This window comes from Clostridium sp. JN-9, assembly GCF_004103695.1.
In the GTDB taxonomy this organism is placed as follows: Bacteria; Bacillota; Clostridia; order Clostridiales; family Clostridiaceae; genus JN-9.
Genome location: NZ_CP035280.1, coordinates 486,677 through 505,034 on the forward strand (window position 1 = coordinate 486,677; position 18,358 = coordinate 505,034).

21 protein-coding genes are annotated in these 18,358 nt (G+C 31.7%); 15 read left to right on the plus strand and 6 right to left on the minus strand.

Translation table 11 applies throughout. The annotated features are described in order from the left end of the window. Window positions 1-157: 157 nt before the first annotated feature. Window positions 158-1,864 (plus strand): MFS transporter, encoded by a 1,707-nt coding sequence (locus EQM05_RS02360; protein WP_128748558.1) that lies wholly within the window; start codon window positions 158-160, stop codon window positions 1,862-1,864. A gap of 65 nt (window positions 1,865-1,929) precedes the next feature. On the opposite strand, the gene deoC is transcribed toward EQM05_RS02360, so the two are convergent. Genes deoC through EQM05_RS02380 form a run of 4 tightly spaced genes read right to left on the minus strand, consistent with a single transcriptional unit; the run spans window position 1,930 to window position 6,004 of the window. After that, the gene (deoC, locus tag EQM05_RS02365; RefSeq protein ID WP_347560228.1) at window positions 1,930-2,604 is read right to left on the minus strand and encodes a deoxyribose-phosphate aldolase; all 675 of its coding nucleotides are present in this window, start codon (window positions 2,602-2,604) and stop codon (window positions 1,930-1,932) included. 5 nt (window positions 2,605-2,609) lie between these two features. Further along, window positions 2,610-3,491 carry a sugar phosphate isomerase/epimerase gene (locus tag EQM05_RS02370; protein ID WP_128748560.1) on the minus strand — a complete coding sequence of 294 codons (882 nt, stop codon included), beginning with the start codon at window positions 3,489-3,491 and terminating at the stop codon, window positions 2,610-2,612. A 30-nt stretch (window positions 3,492-3,521) separates the two neighbouring features. Then, window positions 3,522-4,256 carry a GntR family transcriptional regulator gene (locus EQM05_RS02375; RefSeq protein WP_128748561.1) on the minus strand — a complete coding sequence of 245 codons (735 nt, stop codon included), beginning with the start codon at window positions 4,254-4,256 and terminating at the stop codon, window positions 3,522-3,524. Window positions 4,257-4,270: 14 nt separating this feature from the next. After that, on the minus strand, window positions 4,271-6,004 hold the full coding sequence (locus EQM05_RS02380; RefSeq protein WP_128748562.1) for a class I mannose-6-phosphate isomerase: 1,734 nt from the start codon (window positions 6,002-6,004) through the stop codon (window positions 4,271-4,273). Between the two features lie 306 nt (window positions 6,005-6,310). Here EQM05_RS02380 and EQM05_RS02385 point away from each other — a divergent pair, with 306 nt between their 5' ends. The 11 genes from EQM05_RS02385 (at window position 6,311) to EQM05_RS02435 (ending at window position 14,374) form a co-directional block, all read left to right on the plus strand. Next, window positions 6,311-6,742: a hypothetical protein gene (locus EQM05_RS02385; protein WP_128748563.1), complete on the plus strand. Its 432-nt coding sequence runs from the start codon at window positions 6,311-6,313 to the stop codon at window positions 6,740-6,742. Between the two features lie 23 nt (window positions 6,743-6,765). After that, entirely contained in the window at window positions 6,766-7,257 is a 492-nt protein-coding gene (locus EQM05_RS02390) for a PTS sugar transporter subunit IIB (protein ID WP_128748564.1), read from the plus strand. A gap of 11 nt (window positions 7,258-7,268) precedes the next feature. Further along, a complete protein-coding gene (locus EQM05_RS02395) occupies window positions 7,269-8,072 on the plus strand; it encodes a PTS sugar transporter subunit IIC (RefSeq protein WP_128748565.1) in 804 nt (267 codons plus the stop codon). After that, window positions 8,072-8,899 (plus strand): PTS system mannose/fructose/sorbose family transporter subunit IID, encoded by an 828-nt coding sequence (locus EQM05_RS02400; protein WP_128748566.1) that lies wholly within the window; start codon window positions 8,072-8,074, stop codon window positions 8,897-8,899. Before EQM05_RS02395 ends, EQM05_RS02400 begins: the two co-directional genes overlap by 1 nt. Window positions 8,900-8,967: 68 nt before the next feature. Continuing rightward, the gene (locus EQM05_RS02405; protein WP_128748567.1) at window positions 8,968-9,909 is read left to right on the plus strand and encodes a type I phosphomannose isomerase catalytic subunit; all 942 of its coding nucleotides are present in this window, start codon (window positions 8,968-8,970) and stop codon (window positions 9,907-9,909) included. Between the two features lie 66 nt (window positions 9,910-9,975). Then, window positions 9,976-10,770, plus strand: a complete 795-nt coding sequence (locus tag EQM05_RS02410) for a GntR family transcriptional regulator (protein ID WP_128748568.1) — start codon at window positions 9,976-9,978, stop codon at window positions 10,768-10,770. Between the two features lie 157 nt (window positions 10,771-10,927). Next, a complete protein-coding gene (locus tag EQM05_RS02415) occupies window positions 10,928-11,560 on the plus strand; it encodes a hypothetical protein (RefSeq protein ID WP_128748569.1) in 633 nt (210 codons plus the stop codon). A gap of 141 nt (window positions 11,561-11,701) precedes the next feature. After that, window positions 11,702-12,400 carry a DUF542 domain-containing protein gene (locus EQM05_RS02420; protein WP_128748570.1) on the plus strand — a complete coding sequence of 233 codons (699 nt, stop codon included), beginning with the start codon at window positions 11,702-11,704 and terminating at the stop codon, window positions 12,398-12,400. A 191-nt stretch (window positions 12,401-12,591) separates the two neighbouring features. Next, a complete protein-coding gene (locus tag EQM05_RS02425; protein WP_128748571.1) occupies window positions 12,592-13,335 on the plus strand; it encodes a Crp/Fnr family transcriptional regulator in 744 nt (247 codons plus the stop codon). A 60-nt stretch (window positions 13,336-13,395) separates the two neighbouring features. Further along, window positions 13,396-13,893, plus strand: coding sequence for an isoprenylcysteine carboxylmethyltransferase family protein (locus EQM05_RS02430; RefSeq protein ID WP_164917170.1), 498 nt, complete (start codon window positions 13,396-13,398; stop codon window positions 13,891-13,893). 145 nt (window positions 13,894-14,038) lie between these two features. Further along, window positions 14,039-14,374: a cupin domain-containing protein gene (locus tag EQM05_RS02435; protein ID WP_128748573.1), complete on the plus strand. Its 336-nt coding sequence runs from the start codon at window positions 14,039-14,041 to the stop codon at window positions 14,372-14,374. Between the two features lie 102 nt (window positions 14,375-14,476). Here the strand turns inward: EQM05_RS02435 and EQM05_RS02440 are convergent, their stop codons facing one another. After that, on the minus strand, window positions 14,477-14,644 hold the full coding sequence (locus tag EQM05_RS02440; protein ID WP_128748574.1) for a hypothetical protein: 168 nt from the start codon (window positions 14,642-14,644) through the stop codon (window positions 14,477-14,479). Between the two features lie 520 nt (window positions 14,645-15,164). Between EQM05_RS02440 and EQM05_RS02445 the strand changes: the two genes are divergently transcribed. Next, window positions 15,165-15,326 carry a hypothetical protein gene (locus tag EQM05_RS02445; protein ID WP_164917141.1) on the plus strand — a complete coding sequence of 54 codons (162 nt, stop codon included), beginning with the start codon at window positions 15,165-15,167 and terminating at the stop codon, window positions 15,324-15,326. A 194-nt stretch (window positions 15,327-15,520) separates the two neighbouring features. Here EQM05_RS02445 and EQM05_RS02450 read toward each other — a convergent pair whose 3' ends face one another. Then, entirely contained in the window at window positions 15,521-16,291 is a 771-nt protein-coding gene (locus EQM05_RS02450; protein WP_243108108.1) for a transcriptional regulator, read from the minus strand. Window positions 16,292-16,492: 201 nt separating this feature from the next. Between EQM05_RS02450 and EQM05_RS15635 the strand changes: the two genes are divergently transcribed. Beyond that, a complete protein-coding gene (locus EQM05_RS15635; RefSeq protein ID WP_164917142.1) occupies window positions 16,493-16,654 on the plus strand; it encodes a hypothetical protein in 162 nt (53 codons plus the stop codon). A 314-nt stretch (window positions 16,655-16,968) separates the two neighbouring features. Next, entirely contained in the window at window positions 16,969-18,300 is a 1,332-nt protein-coding gene (locus EQM05_RS02455; RefSeq protein ID WP_128747874.1) for a transposase, read from the plus strand. The last annotated feature ends 58 nt before the right edge of the window (window positions 18,301-18,358 follow it).

The following is an 18,358-nucleotide window of genomic DNA, read 5'->3' on the forward strand; positions in this document are numbered from 1 at the left end:
TAAAAATTATTATTGCATATTTTTAAAGATAGTATTATAATTAATCCATAAGATGAACGGCGTTCATAAGAATGCAATTTAAATTATAATCTAAAGCTATTTATAAATGATAATTTTTTTTAAGCATTAATGAACATGGTTCAAAAGGAGGCAAAAAATGAAGGATAATAAAAAAATACTACTAGTTATGTTCTTGCTTGGTATCTTTATTGGTGCTCTTGATTCCGGTATAGTTTCACCTGCAAGAACAATTATAGCAAACTCTTTATCAGTTTCTCAAAATAATAGTGTATGGGTAATTACAATTTATACCCTGGCTTATGCTGTGTCCATGCCTATATCAGGCAAATTATCTGATAGGTATGGTAAGAAGAAATTATATACCATAAGTATTTTTATTTTCGGTTTAGGATCACTATTATGTGGTTTATCAAATTATTTCGGAAGCTTTTCTTTACTTTTAACTTCAAGAGTAATTCAGGCCATAGGCGGTGGTGGAATAATGCCAATTGCTACTGCTTATATAGGCGATAGTTTTCCAATAGAAAAGAAAGGCAGTGCTCTTGGTCTGGTTGGCGGTATATATGGTATTGCTAATATGCTTGGACCTACTATTGGCTCAGCAATATTAAGCCTTGTTGGACCTTCAAATTGGGGAGTATTGTTTTTCATTAATGTCCCAATAGTTATTGCAGTTGTAATCATATCTCTTTTAATTAAAGAAGAAAGTGTAGTAAAGACTCCTAAGAAGATGGATATTGGCGGAAGCGTTGTTGCAAGTTTATTGATTTTATCCATTATGTATTCATTAACTAATATGAATTTTCATGACTTTACTAAAAGTATAACTTCTATTCAGGTATATCCATATTTGATTTTATTTGTTGTACTTATTCCAGTATTCATAGCAATTGAAAAAAAAGCGGAAGATCCAATAATAAACTTAAAATTCTTTACTAATCGTGAGATTGCACTTACACTTATAATTGCCTTTACCACTGGTGCTGGTTTAATGGGAGTAGTATTTGTACCTCAGTTTTGTGAAAATGTATTAAAAATGAAAACAGGTTCCGGGGGATATTTAGTAACATTAATGGCTATATTCACTGGAATATCTGCTCCATTAGGCGGGAAATTAATTGATAAATATTCTGCAAAGTTTATATTAATTTTAGGCTTTTCATTTACTATAACAGGTTCATTAATTTTGGCACTATTAGCTGTGAAAATACCATCAATTTTCATATTATTAGCTGGTTTAGCTCTTATGGGACTAGGCATGGGCTTTACTATGGGAACACCCCTTAATTATTTAGTACAGACAAATGTTTCAGAGAATGAAACTGCTTCTGCACAATCTACATTGTCCTTAATTAGATCCATTGGAGTTGCAATTTCTCCAAATATATTAGTTAACTTTATATCTGATGCAGCTAAAAATCTTGAAGGTAATTTAATGGCTGTAATGCCAAAGATATCAATGGGGCCAAATGCTCCGGCACAAAGCCTTGGAGGCAACAGCGTATCACCAAATGCAATAGCAGGGCTTCAAAATGCTGATGTAACAACTATTGTTGATAGTTTAAAGAAATTTTCATCTTCAATTATAGACAATGTTGCACCAAATATAAAACAATCCATGGCTGGTAAACTTCCTCATGGAGTATCACCTGATGCAGCCGTAGCAAACCTAAAGGCAAATTATTTAAGCCAGATAGAATCATCAAGAAAGGTATTGGAAACCACTTTCCAAAATACCATTAACAGTGGTTTTACCAAGTTATTCATATGTGCTGCAGTGATTGCTTTAGTAGGGTTAATATTATCAATAGCGCTGAAAAATAAAACAAAATTGCAGTCATAAACAAAAAGATATACAAAAACTGCCTGTCCCACTTAGGACAGGCAGTTGTATATAATAAATATTATTTAGTCTTTTAAGCTATTAAATTCAGAAATTATTTTAACACTATTACTTGTACCAATTCTTTCAGCTCCAGCTTTAAGAAATTTGTATACCATATCAAGGGATCTTATTCCGCCAGCCGCTTTTATTTTTATATCTTTTTCAGTATTGTTTCTCATTAAAATTACATCTTCAATAGTAGCTCCACCACTACCAAATCCTGTAGAAGTTTTTATAAAGTCGGGTTTAACTTTATTTGCTATTTCGCAAAGCTTAATTTTTTCTGTTTCATTTAAATAACAGTTCTCAAAAATCACTTTACTTGTAACTTCATAATTCCTGCAAATATCTACTATACTTTCCATTTCATTTTTAATATAATCGTAATTTCTATTTTTCACTTCAGCTATATTAATAACATAATCAACTTCACCAGCACCCTTATTTATGGCATCTTTTGTTTCAAAAAGTTTTGTCTGAAGAGTACATTGCCCCAGTGGAAAGCTTACTGCCGCGTCTATTAATATTTCCGAATTATATAAGTACTTTTTAGCTTTTTCAATGTTTGAATTATTAATTGCAACTGTTTTAAAATTATATTTTATTGCTTCATTACAGAGAGCTTTTATGCTTTCTTCATCGGCATATGGCTTTAGCAGCGTATGATCAAAGAGTTTAGAAAAATTATCAATATTCAAGTTAGTCAGTCCTTTCTATGAATATTTAAAATTTTATTTAAGTTTTCCATACTTTTTATAACATTATTGTAATCAACTTCTGGCTCTAGGCTTACAGAACCTGAATATTCAAGTAAGTTTAATTCTCTAAATAAGTCTTTAAAATCTATATTGCCTTCGCTAAATGTTATATGTGAAAATTTATTATTTTCTTTTATATAATCTTTTAAATGAACATGCCCTATACATTTGAATATAGTTTCTAATTCCTCGTGAAGAGAAACATTTCTATAATCCACAGGAAGCTTATCTATGGGAGCTCTAAAACTATTTCCAATATCCCATAATAATTTCAAATTAGGACTATTAATATTATCAATTACTTTTTTTGTCATTATACCTTTAGGTAAATGTGTATAGGGACAGTTTTCCAAAACTAAAGTTATATCCATTTCTTTGGCTAATCTTGAAGGTAACATTAGTTTTTCTGTAATGAGCTTAATGTCTTCATCTGTGCCTACTACTTTCTTTGCTTCGGATGCTCTGAAGGGAAATAATCTAACATATTTTGCATTTAATTTTTTTGCAGTTTCACAAGTCCTTTTTAATTTTTCTATATGATCTTCGTAATTACCTTGTGTAACTAGGAAAGTTGATTTGAAATTTTTAATTTCATAATTAGGATATAATGGACACATAAAAAATAAAGTAGAACTTAAACAGGATACTTCTAAATTATACTTTCTTAAAAGCTTTAAAACTGTGTTTATTTCTTCATTGCTTAATTCTTCAATGGTTTTTCCCCAGAGGGAATGAATTTCTATATATTTATATCCATGATTTACAATGTCAATTAAAGCTTTCTCAAAATCCATATTTAACTGATCAGTAATAATAGATTTAAACATAATAATCTCCTTAATTAAAATAAATTAGTATTAGTTTTCTTTATTTTCAATTTCTATATAGTATTCATATCTATCTGCTATATAATAGCTGATAGTATATTCGATTACATTATTATTTGTATCAAAGGATTGCCTTTTTAAAATTAGAATAGGTTCACCCACTCTAATGTTCAGAAGCTGACTTAATCTGCTATCTGCTATTGAAGCAGAAATACGCTGATTAACCTTTTTAATTTTAATACCTTTGTTTTTATCTAAATATTCGTATAAAGAGCCATAATAGATTGTATTGTCTAGATCCATATTTATATTTTTCTTTATATAAGTTTCAAATAAAACAATAGGAAGATTGTTTGCAGTACGTATTCTAGTAAGTTTATAAGCTTCGTCGCCATCATTTTGCAGTAAATACTTTGAGATTTCACCAAAAGATTTAGTTATTACAATTTTAGCGCTTTTGGTTGAGGGGGTAATCCCGCGATCTTTCATTTCATCTGTAAAACTTTTAATTCTAATAAGTGGTTCTTCAATTTTAGGTGGTAAAATAATGGTTCCTTTTCCTCTTATTCGTTTAACATATCCTTTTAATACAAGTTCATTAATTGCTTGTCTTACGGTAATTCTACTGAGATTGTATTTTTCAATATAATCGAGTTCCTTTGGAAGCATATCACCTGGCTTGTATATGTCACTTAGTATTTCACTTTCCATTATTTCAGCTAATTGCAAATATAAAGGTTTAGCTCCCTTACTTTTATCAAACATTTTACCCTCCAAAACTATCTTACATAAGCTTTAATGGTAGCAATTTTTTTACCTTCTGATATTCCATAGGGCCTAATTGTATATTCTTCAACACATGCTGGAATTATAAAGGTTTCTGCATAATGCACAATAAAAGGCTTAAATTTTCCAGTTGGACTTTCAACTATTGCTTCTTCCCCATCAATTAAGTTTAACATATTTACACTTCCATTTGTATTATGATGAACTGTTTTATTAAACCAATGACGTCTTGTTTCAATAAATTCTCTTTCGTGTAAGCCGGTTTTTTCTTCTATCCATCCATCACCTTCTCCAATTACTTCTACTTTATTAATTAAGTTTTCTTTTACCCAGCTGGTAGTTCTATTCCACTGTATTACCTTTGCACCATGCTCTATGTGAATGGGTCTTGGCTGCCCATCAAGACCAACTCTTGCCCAATCCCATAATTTAAAAGTAAATATGTATGGAGTTGCACTTATTTCTAAAACCATTGTATTGGCCCCAGAGCAGTGGATTGTACCAGCAGGTATTAAAAAGTGGTCGTGTTTTTTTGCAGGGAAACTATTTATATATTTTTCGTCTTCAAAAATAGTTTCTCCTCTGTTAGCTCTTTTTAAATCTTCTAACATCTCATTTTTGTCAATATTTTCTTTTGTGCCTAGGTATACATGGGCTCCTTCTTTTGCATCTAAAATATAATAACTTTCATCTTGTGTATAATGCATACCAAAATTGTCTTGAATATATTCTGTTAAAGGATGTACCTGGAGTGATAAATTTTGTCCTCCCATAGTATCCAGAAAATCAAATCTGATAGGAAACTCTGTGCCAAAACGACCGTGGACTCGTTCCCCAAGTAACTTTTCAGGCTCATAAAATACTACATTTATTGATGGAATTTCTACTCTTATATTACCATATCTTAAGTATAAACTATTTTCTTCAGGTACTCCGTCAAAACTCCATGCAAAATTAGGTTTGCTTTTGTCTAGATCGCAGACCTTTTTCATCCATTGTCCTCCCCATACCCCTGGATCAAAATAAGGAACAACTCTAAAGGGTCTTTGTGCTGTCTGACTAAGACCTTCTATAAAGGCTTTACCTGTTATCATCTTAGGTTTATCTTCAATATTAGTATCAAGAAGATAATCCAAGCTATCATATAAATCTTTTTTATGCCTGTCTGCAGCACGCCATTCTACAAAATATCCTCTTTTATACTTAGATAGTATGGGATCGTTATAATTTTTCATCTTCCAATTAGGCATACCATTTCTATAACGCATTTGTATTTCCCAGCGGGCAAGGTCTGCGTATATTAATATATCTCCTTTAGTAATTAAAGAAGCACCTACACCATAGATTAAAATAACTCCATTCTTAACAGAATTGATTTTAACTCTGGCATTATCTATTTTTTCTTTAACAAAGAATTCATTCAGTTTCTTTGTTGATAATACTCCAAAGACTCTGTCATCTGTAAGGGAGTCTTTAATCATATCAGTTATAACTGCACCATCATAGGAACAATCATCAGAATTTATTATTAATACAGGATGCAATTGACTGAAAGCATTTAATATTTCATTTTCCCGAACACCAGGGTAGCAATCTATAACTATAATAGATTTACCTTTATTATTTATATCTTTACTAATTTTATTAATTATATCAGAATAACCTTCCCATGCTGATTCATCAAATCCATTTATTTTGACTTCAGGAAATTTATCATAATTACACATTTTTCCACCGTCTCCTTTGTTATCACTTTTGATATAATATTATCATATGTTATAACATATTGCAATATACAATGTAAATATACTGAATAAACCATAATGCCATTTTAAGTATGTTATAATATAACTTAAATAATCAATGCTAAGTGTAATATGTATGTAAAGCTAAAAAAAGTATTGACAACATTTACACTACAGTTTTATAATAAAAATATAGTAAAACTTAAAAATAACAAATTCATAATGCAATATGTAATTACATATTGCAGCATGGTTTGTAAATTATTTCTATGAAAGGGGGAAAACTAATTGGTTGGAATAGTAATTGCAACTCATGGAGATCTTGCAAATGGTTTTATGGACTCCATCAATATTATTATGGGTTCACCGGAAAATATATCTGTGGCAACACTGAAAAATGACAAAGGAATAGAAGGATTTAATGTAGAATTAAGGGCATCCTTAAATAATGTTATATCAGATGATGGTATCCTTATTTTGTCAGACATTAAAGGAGGGACCCCGTATAACAGCAGCTGTTACTATGCTGGAAACGGAGAATTTAATGTAAATATAAAAGTGGTAAGTGGGATTAATTTACCAATGCTTTTAGAGGTACTGTCTATGAGGGAACATTCTAATTTAGATGAACTCGTAAAAATAGCATTAAATGCGGGAATAACAGGAATAGACATTCCAACACCTGTAGATGGATCTTTAGAGTATGAAGATGAATTATAATTTGATTTAGGAGGAGAAATATTATGGCAGTTACATTCGTAAGAGTAGACGACAGAGTAATACATGGTCAAGTATTAACACAGTGGACTAGGGTATATCCTTGTAATGGAATTATTGTAGTTAATGATAACTTAGCAAATAATGCTTCTTTGGGTAATGTTTATAGAGGTGCAGCACCATCAGGAATCAGGGTATATATTTATACATTAGAAAAGGCATTAACAAAATTAATTGAAGCAATAAATAGTTCAAAGAAGTATTTTTTAATAACTAAGTCACCAGTTGAATTAAATAAGTTAGCTGAAAATGGCATTGATTTTGGAAAGCATATTATTTATGGGCCATCAAGCTATAGGGACGATACTATAACTATTGGACCAAATCAGTGTTTACTAAAAGAAGAAATGGATGCTTGTGAAGCGCTTTATAACAAACATATTGAAATTGAATTCAAACTCACTCCAGATAAAAGAGGATTTAAATGGAGTGATATAAGAAATAAATATTATAAATAAGGAGGGTTAATATGTTTTTTCAAGCTTTACTAATCGGATTATTTTGTTATCTTGCTAGTTTAGGTGTGCCATGGTTTTTTGGTACAACAGGTGGATTTTATTATCTAAGCAGGCCACTTATTTCAGGTATGATTGTAGGACTTATCCTGGGGGACATGAAAACAGGTATTTTAATTGGTGCTGCTGTACAGGCCTTATACCTTTCATTAATAGTGCCAGGTGGAGTGGCATCAGCCGATATTACTTATGTTGCTTATCCAGCAATAGCCCTTGCCATGCTTTCAAAAGCTAATTCAGATTTTGCAGTTTCTCTTGCTGCTACAATTGGATTGCTTGGAGTAATATTATTTAATTTAATAGAAACAATAAATACATTCTGGAATCATGTAGCCGATAAATATGCTGATAAAAATGACATGAAAGGTTTTTGGAGAGCAAATGCATTGTATCCACAAATTACAACGTTTATAATAAGATTTGTACCAACCTTTTTAGCAGTATATTTTGGAGCACAATATGCCCAAAGCTTTATGAATTATATACCTGAGGTTCTAAAACATATCATGACAGTACTTGGAGGAGTATTACCTGCAGTAGGAATAGGACTGTTATTGAGCCAGATTATGAAGAAAACTTCGCTTACTGTATATTTCCTTGTAGGATTTGTATGTATAGTTTCATTAAAATTAAACATGATTTCACTAACTATAGTTGGAGCTGCTTTAGCAGTTATGCATTTTAACTACTCAGGGAACAATATGCCACCATCACCAGCTAAAAATGCTGCAGTGAATGATGATGAGGAGGTGCTGTAATGAGTGAAAAAAATAAGGATTTTAAAAAGAAGCTAACTAAAAAGGATTTAAATAAAAGCTGGTTTTCATGGATACTCTTTAATTTATCTGCCATAAGTTTTGAAAGACTTGAAGGTACCTCATTTGGGCAATCAATGATTCCAATAATAAATAGATTATATGATAGTAAAGAAGAAAGAGGAAAGGCTTTAAGAAGACATACTGTATTCTATAATACTGAACCACAGTTAGGATCAGTTGTAAATGGTATAGTTGCAGGGCTTGAAGAAGCAAAAGCTAATGGCCAGCCAGTACAAGATGAATTGATTGAAGGCATAAAAGTAGGACTTATGGGACCAATTGCAGGTGTTGGTGATGTGCTTATTCAAGGTATTACTGTACCATTACTATTGAGTATTGGTATGGGACTAGCTGCAAATGGAAGTATTTTAGGACCATTATTTTATACATTTACCTGGATTCCATTATGTCTTCTAGTATCTTACTTCTTATATATGAAAGGCTATAGCCTTGGTGTAGATGCAGTAGATATTATTATAGGTGAAAAAGCCAATAAACTTACTGAAGCATTTAAGATTTTAGGAATTACTGTAATGGGTGGAATTGCTGCAAGTTTTGTTAATTTGAATGTTGTTGCAGTATTCAATAATGGAAAAACTGTACTTGATTTTCAAAAATTAATTAATGGTATTTTCCCTAAATTATTACCGCTTATTATAACTTTATTTGCATGGAAGGCGCTTCAAAGAAAGAATATGACTCCTTTAAAATTAATGGGTTTATTTTTAGTAATTTGTGTTGCCGGGGTATTAATAGGAATATTCTAGTTTGTTTATGAAAACACCTTCAATTATATTAAATTGAAGGTGTTAAATTTATTTTGATTGGAGGAATAATGTTGTATCCTATGAAGTTTGAGCCAATTTATATTAAAAAAATATGGGCAGGAAATAAGCTTAAAAAAATGAGACCAGCAAATTTAGAGGAATCTATAGGTATAAGCTGGGAAATAAGCGGGCACAAAAATGCTTTAACCAAGGTAAGCAATGGTAAATATAAAGGATTAAATCTAAAAGAATTAGTTCAAATGGATAAAACTAAAATGCTGGGTAAAAATGTCGATGAATCAGAAATATTGAGGGTAGCATATCTTGATGCAGCAGATGACCTTTCAATACAGGTTCATCCAACAGATGATTTTTCAAGGATACATGAGAATGATGGCGGGAAAACCGAGGCTTGGTATATACTTGAAGCTGATGAAGGAGCTTATATCACCGCTGAAACTACAGTTGACAATATAGATGTTATAAAGCAGGCTTTGAAAAAAGATAAATTAGAAGATTATGTGATGAAAATTCCTGTGAAAAAAGGGGACTTTGTTATGATACCAGCAGGCCTTATCCATGCACTGGGGAAGGGTATTTTAGCAATTGAAATTGGTCAGAACAGTGATATAACCTATAGATTATATGATTATAACAGGGGTAGAAAATTAGATATAGAAAAATCATTTTCTGTTTTAGATCCCAAATTAAAATGTGAAAAATGTGAAATGGGAGAGCATTCATCACAGCATGGTAAGAAATATAAAAAGAGTATTTGCTTTAAAAGAAAAGAATTTGCATTAGAGGTAATAGATATAAACAGTGAATATGAGGATATTGCAAACGGTGAAAGATATCATATTTATTCATGTGTAGCAGGAAGATGTATAATTGAATTTAATTCAGGAAATGAAATATTAAATTATGGAGAAAGTGTTTTTATTCCTGCAAAAATGGGAAACTACAAAATCAAAGGTACATGCCGTGTGTTAAAAAGCTATATCCCATAATTATGGAAGAGTTAATTTTAGAAACATAAATGATAAATATGATGAGTTAAACTGTAGGAAAATTATTTGATTGGAGAGATAGCCATAAGCATTAATAAACTTAAATTAGATAAAAGCAGTTCAGTACCATTATATCTTCAGCTGCAGAATTTTATTATCGAAGATATAAAAGCTGGTCAGATTAGGGAAGGTGATATGCTTCCCACTGAAATTGAATTAAGTGAGGAGTTAGAAATTAGTAGACCTACAGTTCGTCAAGCTTTGAATAATCTTGTAAATGAAGGATATATATATAGAATAAAAGGCAGGGGTACTTTTGTAAAAAGACCAAAAATCGTTCAAGGATATACAAGCTTTATAGAAAGCTATACTGTGGATATGCGCAAAAAAGGATTTAGAACAAAAACTAAAGTTCTAGCACTTGATGTTATTGAAGCAGATGAAATTATTTCCACAAAGCTGCAGATAAAAAGAGATGATAAAGTAGTTAAGTTAAAAAGACTGAGGTTTGCTTCACCTATGAATGAAAAAGAAAATAATCGTGGGGAAGATAAGCCTGTATTAGTTACTGTTGTATATGTACCTTATAAGCTACTTCCCGAGCTAGTATGCTATGATTTTGAAGTGTTCTCTTTCTATGAGGTTTTAGACAAAAATAATCTTTCCGTTAAAAAAGTTAAAAGAGAGATAGAAGCGAAATTAGCAGATGAAGAAATAGCTAAGTTACTGAAAATTGAGAAAGGGGACCCTATACATTTTATTACTTCTGTTGGTTTCCTTGAAAATAATGTACCTATAGAATATTCTGAAAGTATTTATCCTGGGGAAAGAAATAAATTTGTTATAGAAATTTCCAGGTAAGAAGTGTACATTAAATACATGTACGGCATTTGTCGATATATTCCAGATGATATCTGTTTTAGCCCATGTTATAATGAACACAGTCACATACATCAGTGTGATATAGTATTTTAAATCTATGGGCGAATCAAATGCCCGGTAAAGGAGAAACAGGGGAATGAATAATTACAAAGATTCTTATTTTTCATATGATTCAAAGAATAAGAAAAAACATGGCAAGGCATTTAAAATATTTTTTTCCATTATTTTTTGTCTGGTTATATTGGCAGGATTTGTTTATGTAAAAAATTATAACACCATAAGGCTGGCAACAGGCAAAGGAAATATAAATGTGAATACAATTTCACAAGCTGAAAAATCTCTCTCAGATACAGGTAAGTTTAACAGCGCAGCCATAACAAACAGTTCTGATCAGGCTCAGGTGCTTACTAGCACCTCTAAGGACAATGCAGTTAAATTGACAGTGACACAGCAAAAAAGTGGCAAAGAAACCATAGATGCAAATATCAATGTTAAGAATTTAGACCTTAGCGGCATTGATAAGAAAGCTTTGCTGCATGGCAGTCCATCAGCTGTAAAGGCAGCTAAAGCACTGGCTAACGATTATATAGGAACAATGATGGACCCAAAGGATGTAACTGGCATAGAAACTTATCTTGCATCAAATCTGATCAATCAATATAAAAGTAATCCAAACAATTTGAACATTGATCATACTTTTGGTAATGCACGTCTTATCCTTACAGGCAACTTATCAACTGGTAAAATCAATGTGAGTATCACAAAATAATTAAAATTAAGTTATTGCATATAAAAATTGATTTAAATCAATGATATTATCCTTTTAATGAATTAAGATTTAAGTATCAAAAGAAACAAAATAAACAATAAATGAAATCAAATTATTTAAATATTTAAGGAGGATAATATTATGAAACAGACAATTACAATAAACAAGGAAACACATCTTGGAGAGCTTGTAACGTATTTTCCAGCTGTTACTGAAAAGCTTAATGAACTGCACATTGATTACTGTTGCCAGGGGGATAGAACACTTGAGGCTGCCATTAAAGAAGCAGGGCTCAAACCAGATTTTATTACTAAGGTACAGAATGATTACAGCGAATATTTAGCAAGACCGGATAAGAAAATGCCAGTGAGTGAATTATCTGATGAACAGCTGATTAACCTAATCCTTGAAATTCATCATCAGCCTGAGCGTGCTCTGTGGAATGAACTGGATCCATTGATGAATAAGATTTTGCTTGTTCACTATGGTCATGGCAAAGAACTGCTTTTGAAGCTTCATCGAAATTTCAGTGAGTTAAAGATGGAGCTTGAGGAACATTTTGCAAAGGAGGAAAAGGAACTCTTCCCAGCAATGCTAAAACCAGATAAAACGGATGAGGATAGAGCAGCTATAAGGTCATTAATTCATAAATTGGAAGGCGAACACGAAGGCACCGGTGATATCGTTAAGAAAATAATCAAAGAAAGCAATGATTTCACGCCTCCTGAATATGCATGTCCTACAATGAAGGCTGTATATATGAAATTCCATGAATTGGTAGATGACATATTCCTTCATATTGCTAAGGAAAATAGTGTTCTTTTCAAACGTTACGAATAAACAGCTAATGGTGTTGCTTTTGCAGCACCATTTTCATTTATTTCTGAATATAAGATCTTAATTTATATTATCTCCATTGCAAAGAATATCAGTGCTTGAGTAATATCCGCAAAAGAATATAATAGATATTAAAGTGGTAAGTTAATACAAAATAATTCCACCAAAAATATGCTTGGAATAGGAGATTTATTATGAATAAAAACAAAGGGGAAATTCAAAAGCAGGATTATAAGCAATGTTCTCATGACAATACCCATTGTCATGATCATGGTGAAAAGCATGAGACATGTATATCTCTGGTGCCTATTTTCAATCACTTGGAAAAAGAACAAATGGATGAAATTATGGCTGTTACATATTCGGTTTCATACAAAAAAGGAGAAAATATTTATTGCGCAGGTGATAAATCAGATTCACTTTACATCGTAAGTAAGGGAAAGGTTAAAATATACAGGCTTTCTGAATCCGGGAAAGAACAGCTGCTGAGGATTCTGCATCCTGGTGACTTTACAGGTGAACTGGCTTTGTTTCGTGAAAGTGTGCATGAAGAATATGCAGAGGCTATAGAAGAAACCAGTGTCTGCACAATCAAGCGTTCAGATCTGCAGGAAATTCTTTTGAAATATCCTTCTATTTCATTAAGAGTATTGACTGAGTTTTCAAGCAGGCTTGAGCAGTCAGAGAAACAGGCCACAGGGTTTGCTACTGAGAAGGTTGAAACAAGGATAGCACACTTTTTGGCTGAGTGTTTGGATAATGATAAGCAATCCATGATTGTATTGCCAATGAATAAGAAAGATATGGCTTCATATTTGGGAACTACACCTGAAACAATCAGCAGGAAATTGACGGATTTGGAAGAGGCAGGATACATCAAACAGATTTCAAATAAAAAAATTGAGATCCTGGATTTGGACGGACTGTTATTGGTTTAATTATATAATTTGAGATTTATATAATCAGTGATTTTCAAAAGAATGGAAGGTATTGATGATATGAATAAGATTCAAAATAGAAATAGAATGTCTTACTTTGGCGTTGGACCTTGCTATGTTACAATCATTATTTTATTAGCAATGATTGGCATTCATACTTCAGGGGCTGGATATTTATCGGGCGGTTATTTTGAATCTCTAAGAACAATAATGGATGTTATTGGCATCATAGTGCTTGTCTTAGGCGCTTTTTTATGCATAGAGGCTGTGAAAACCAGCAGATTACTTAAACATATAGGGGACAATAAACTAATTACAAATGGTGTTTTTGCCTTGGTAAGGAATCCTTTATATACAGGAATCACTTTTATTGTTATGGGATTTATCTTTTGGGAAAATAACCTGTTTCTACTTCCACTAATTATTATTTACTGGGGAACTATGACATTACTGGTGAAAAAAGAGGAGAAAGCCATGGAGAAAATATTTGGAGAGGAATATATGGATTATAAGTCTAAAGTAAACAGATGTATTCCCTGGTTCCCGAAACATAAATAACTAAAACCTTTTCTCGGAAAAGCACAAAATTTATAGAACTTCTGAAAAATTGATTTGCATCAAGGAAATCATGTAATATTAATGCAATAATAAAGCTATCAATCATATAGCAATATGAATTATTAATATTTAGGAGGCTTGTGTAATGAAAGTGATTAAAGTAAATGAGCTGCCATTTAAAAAGACTGGCTGGGGTATAAAAGGTAAACCTATTATAGATATGCCTGAAATAGGTATTATTAATTTGGTTATGGAACCAGGAGAAAAAGTTCCTTCCCATAAGACCCCGGTTAACGTTCTTTTTCAGGTAATAGAAGGAAAAGGAATGATTACAATTGGAGATGAAACACAAATAGTTGAGGCAGGGAACATTGTGGTTAGCCCGCTTCAAGTTCCACATGCTTTGGAAGCCAATCAGGATAGTGTATTTTCTGTTTATGTGATAAAAACACCTAACCCTCAAAAAAGTGCTATGAAATAATAAAAGTTTATAATGCTTTATCATTTAGGTAAGAACTAAGAGGTAAAAAGTAAGAAGGAATAGGGTGAAACTTTCTAAATGTTTCCTTTCTCCTATTAACTATTAGCTCTTACCTATAACTTTCATTTGCTCTCGTTGTAATATAATGTTGGATAAATTCGCATAAAAATCTTGTTCTTCTTTGCTTTTTGAGCTTTGAAGTAATTTCATAATATCATTATAGGAATATCTTGTAAAAATATCATATAAATTAATATCCTTATTTTCCATATAAAATACCCCCTAAAAGAAAGTCATTTATATAATATTATATACCGAATACATTAAATAATAAACCTACCCTTTTGTTGGCTATAAAGCTTGATAAGAAAACCTTCCGCTCTTCTGTACAGTTAAATTCTTCAAAAAACGTATTTACATCTTGTATTGGATATGAATGTGTCAAACATATTCTGGCACTCTCTTTTTTGTTTAAACTCCATCATATAATTATACCCGTCGATGGTACGCATAATTGATTTTATGCCTTCTCTGCTGTCCATATCATGTAATAATCCCATAACATAAGCCTAATTGCTGTCTAATATATCAATTTTGTATGCAATCAATTCATGATTCAATGAATTATGTTATCTTCCAGTAAATCCCCTTATATTTACCGTGCATAATTATGGTACAATATCCAAGTAAAGTTCATTAACCGTGGAAGGGTGGCTGCGGAGGTTTTGAACGTTTTATCTCCCTAGGACTATTGGTGGTATTTCATCATAGTTAGGGGGTGGTATTGGATATGCTAGAGTTGATTATAAAAAGTTTTACTACTATATGTATTATAAAAATAGTTTTAAATCATTGTCTTTTTATATCTAAATTAACTATCAAGATTAAATTTCTTGGTATTCATATAGAACTTAATGGCAAAGAGAAAAAGCACCCATCCCACAATGATTAGTGCTTTAATCTCTCAAATTTAACTATTAAATTTATCCAATAGCCCTAAAACAAAATAAATGTTCTAAGGATTGCTTAGTGTTAGCGCACTAGGCTCTTCTTATTTATATTATATCAAATTCTTATAAAAAATAAACCTATATTTTTTTGTTCCATTTAAAAATTTTAATCTCAAATTTTTTATAAACTTTAGTATTATTCTAACAAAGATTTTATCCTGGAATCATTTTTCACGAAATCAAGAGTTTTATCTTTTTTAATTGCCCCTTTTACTAATCTTTCATATTTATCTTTACTAATACTATGAGTCACATTAAATTTCATATGCTTATATAGTTTTGACTTCATGGCATCATCCATGCTACTTGCTTCATTTACCATATTTATAATCATTTCTATAGTTTTTTCTTTATCCTGTTTTTCTTTTGCTAAAGATAAATCTAATTGATATTTATGGTATGCCCCAAAATCAAATACCTCAATAACCTTTTTAGCACACTTTATGTATTCTTCTGCTTCACTAAATTTCTTTTCTTTATATAACAGATTTATTATAAAGGATAAAACAGCAAATGTTTCATGAGCATTTTTCCATAAATTTTCTTCATAAATACCATAAGCCTCATCAATTTTTCCGCTGCTTTCAAGTAATAATGTCTGTTGAATTTTTTTATTCACCTCAACTTCTGGAATTTTATCTAATACTTCCTGAGCTTTTTCATACTCTTTTTTCGCCCTATACATTGCTGATAATTCTAATTTTGCCATAGAAGCTGTCTTTTCTTTATTGCTTGCTGCTACAAGTTCAAGCCAAGCAATTATTTTTCTTTCATATTTATCTTTTCCCTCAATTTGAGGCTCTAATAAATATATTCTTAATACTACTGATATCCAATATATCAACTCATCGCAACTTGGATATTGTTTAATTAAATCACTGGCCTTTTCAAAAGTTAAAAACCTCACTTATTTATGGTACGGTTTTCCGTAACTACTATAAGTGAGGCTTTTCCATTTTATTCTTGTGTATATATCCTACATAATTATGGTATAATTCTAAAGTACAATATAGAAAATCCGTAGTAGGGTGGCTGCGGAGGTTTTAGACGTTTTATCCTCCTGGGCTATTGGTGAATATTTCATCATAGCTAGGGGGTGGTATTGGATATGCTAGAATTAATTATAAAAAGCCTTGTTGCTATTTATATAATTAGATTAGTTTTAAAACATAATCTTTTCATTCATTATTTAAAGATTTCAGTAAAGTTTATTGGTCTTGATATTGAAATTAGAAGCAAACAAAAAGATGCTCCATCCAACAAAGATTAGCATCATTTTTGTTAACATACTTGTTTAAATCCAATAGCCCTAAAACAAAATAAACGTTCTAAGGATTGCTTAGTGTTCCATCACTAAGCTTTTCTTATTTATATTATATCAAATTCTGATAAAAAATAAACCTATATTTTTTTATTTGAAAATTTCTAGAAATAAAAACTGTTCCAGTTTTTGTAATGTACCTGACCCCATGAAGGAGTTCAGCTATGAAAGGTAAAAAAATTCGCACAAATTAATCTGATTTCATGCCAATCTGCAATAAGTGTAGTAAAATAATATAAAAACTTATTCGCAGTGAGGTAAAAATGGGAAGAGAACAGGATCGTATAAATCGGAGAATAGAAAAAAATCCAGCGGCAGAATGTAATAAAATCCAAAAGAAGTATTTTCCTGAGTTGTTTCAGAAGTTTGCAGGGACGCTGGATCCTAGGCATCAAAGCTATATTGATTATTCCAATAAAGTAATGCTTGGAACTGTGTATTACAAAGGAATAGCTGGGCTTGTAAGCATGCAATCTATGACATATGAGTTTAATGATGACAAGGTGGTAAAAAACATTATGAACTTTCTTGGAGAAAGTGATAGGTCATATCTCCCACACGGAGTAACCGTAAATGAATATCTGGAGAAGTTGGCTACGTCTCAATTGCAGGAAATCCAGCAGTCCATGGTGTATAGTCTGATACGAAGAAAGACATTTGATGATGCCAGGTATCAGAAGAAATGGCTTTTGATTGTTGATGGGTCACAGTTATATTCCGGAAGTCGCCAGATCAATGAGCAATGCCTTGAAAGACATCACAATAAAGGAACAGTGGATGAAAAAGTCAGTTATCACAGCGATGTTCTAGAAGCAAAAATCGTTTTGGGAGAAAAACTGATTGTAAGTATAGCAAGTGAGTTTGTGGAGAATAATGGAGAAGACGCTCTGCGTCAAAAAAGTATGAGTGAGGAAGAGCGTAAACAGGACTGTGAAACTAAGGCGTTTCAAAGACTTGCAGCTAAGCTGAAAAAAAGATTTCCGCGCCTTCCAATAATATTGTTGGCGGATAGCCTGTATGCATCAGAAAAAGTTATGGAGATATGCAGAAAAAATCACTGGGATTTTATTATCAGGTATAAAACCGGGAGTATCCCAAGTATTGCCGCAGAATATGAAGCAATACCAGAGAAGGGAACATCAGGTCATGCGGAATATGTGAATGAAATAGATTACAAAGAAAAACCCGTAAATATGCTTAGATACTGGGAGGAAAAAGTAATAAAAGGGAAAAATGTATGGACAGAATTCCAGTGGCTGACCAGTCTTAGGATTACAGACAAAAATGCGGAAAATTTAGCGGCTGCGGGAAGAAAACGCTGGAAAATAGAAAATGAAGGCTTCAATCGTCAGAAAAACTGGCAGGGAAATATCACACATGTATGCAGCTGGAATGTCCAAGCGATGAAGAATCATTACCTGATGCTGCAGATATCTGATACAATCAAGCAACTGTATGAATGGTATTATTTGAAAGCCAATGATATAAAAAAGAAACAAAAAAATATATCCTCTGACCTGCTAGCAAGCTTTGGACAGCAACTAACAAGGGAAGATATATTTCAAGTTGATATGCATAGCATATCAACCGCCTAAAATGATTATATCAAAGGAAGTGATGTCTGCCAAGAGTAAATTTAACTTGAACAAAAAA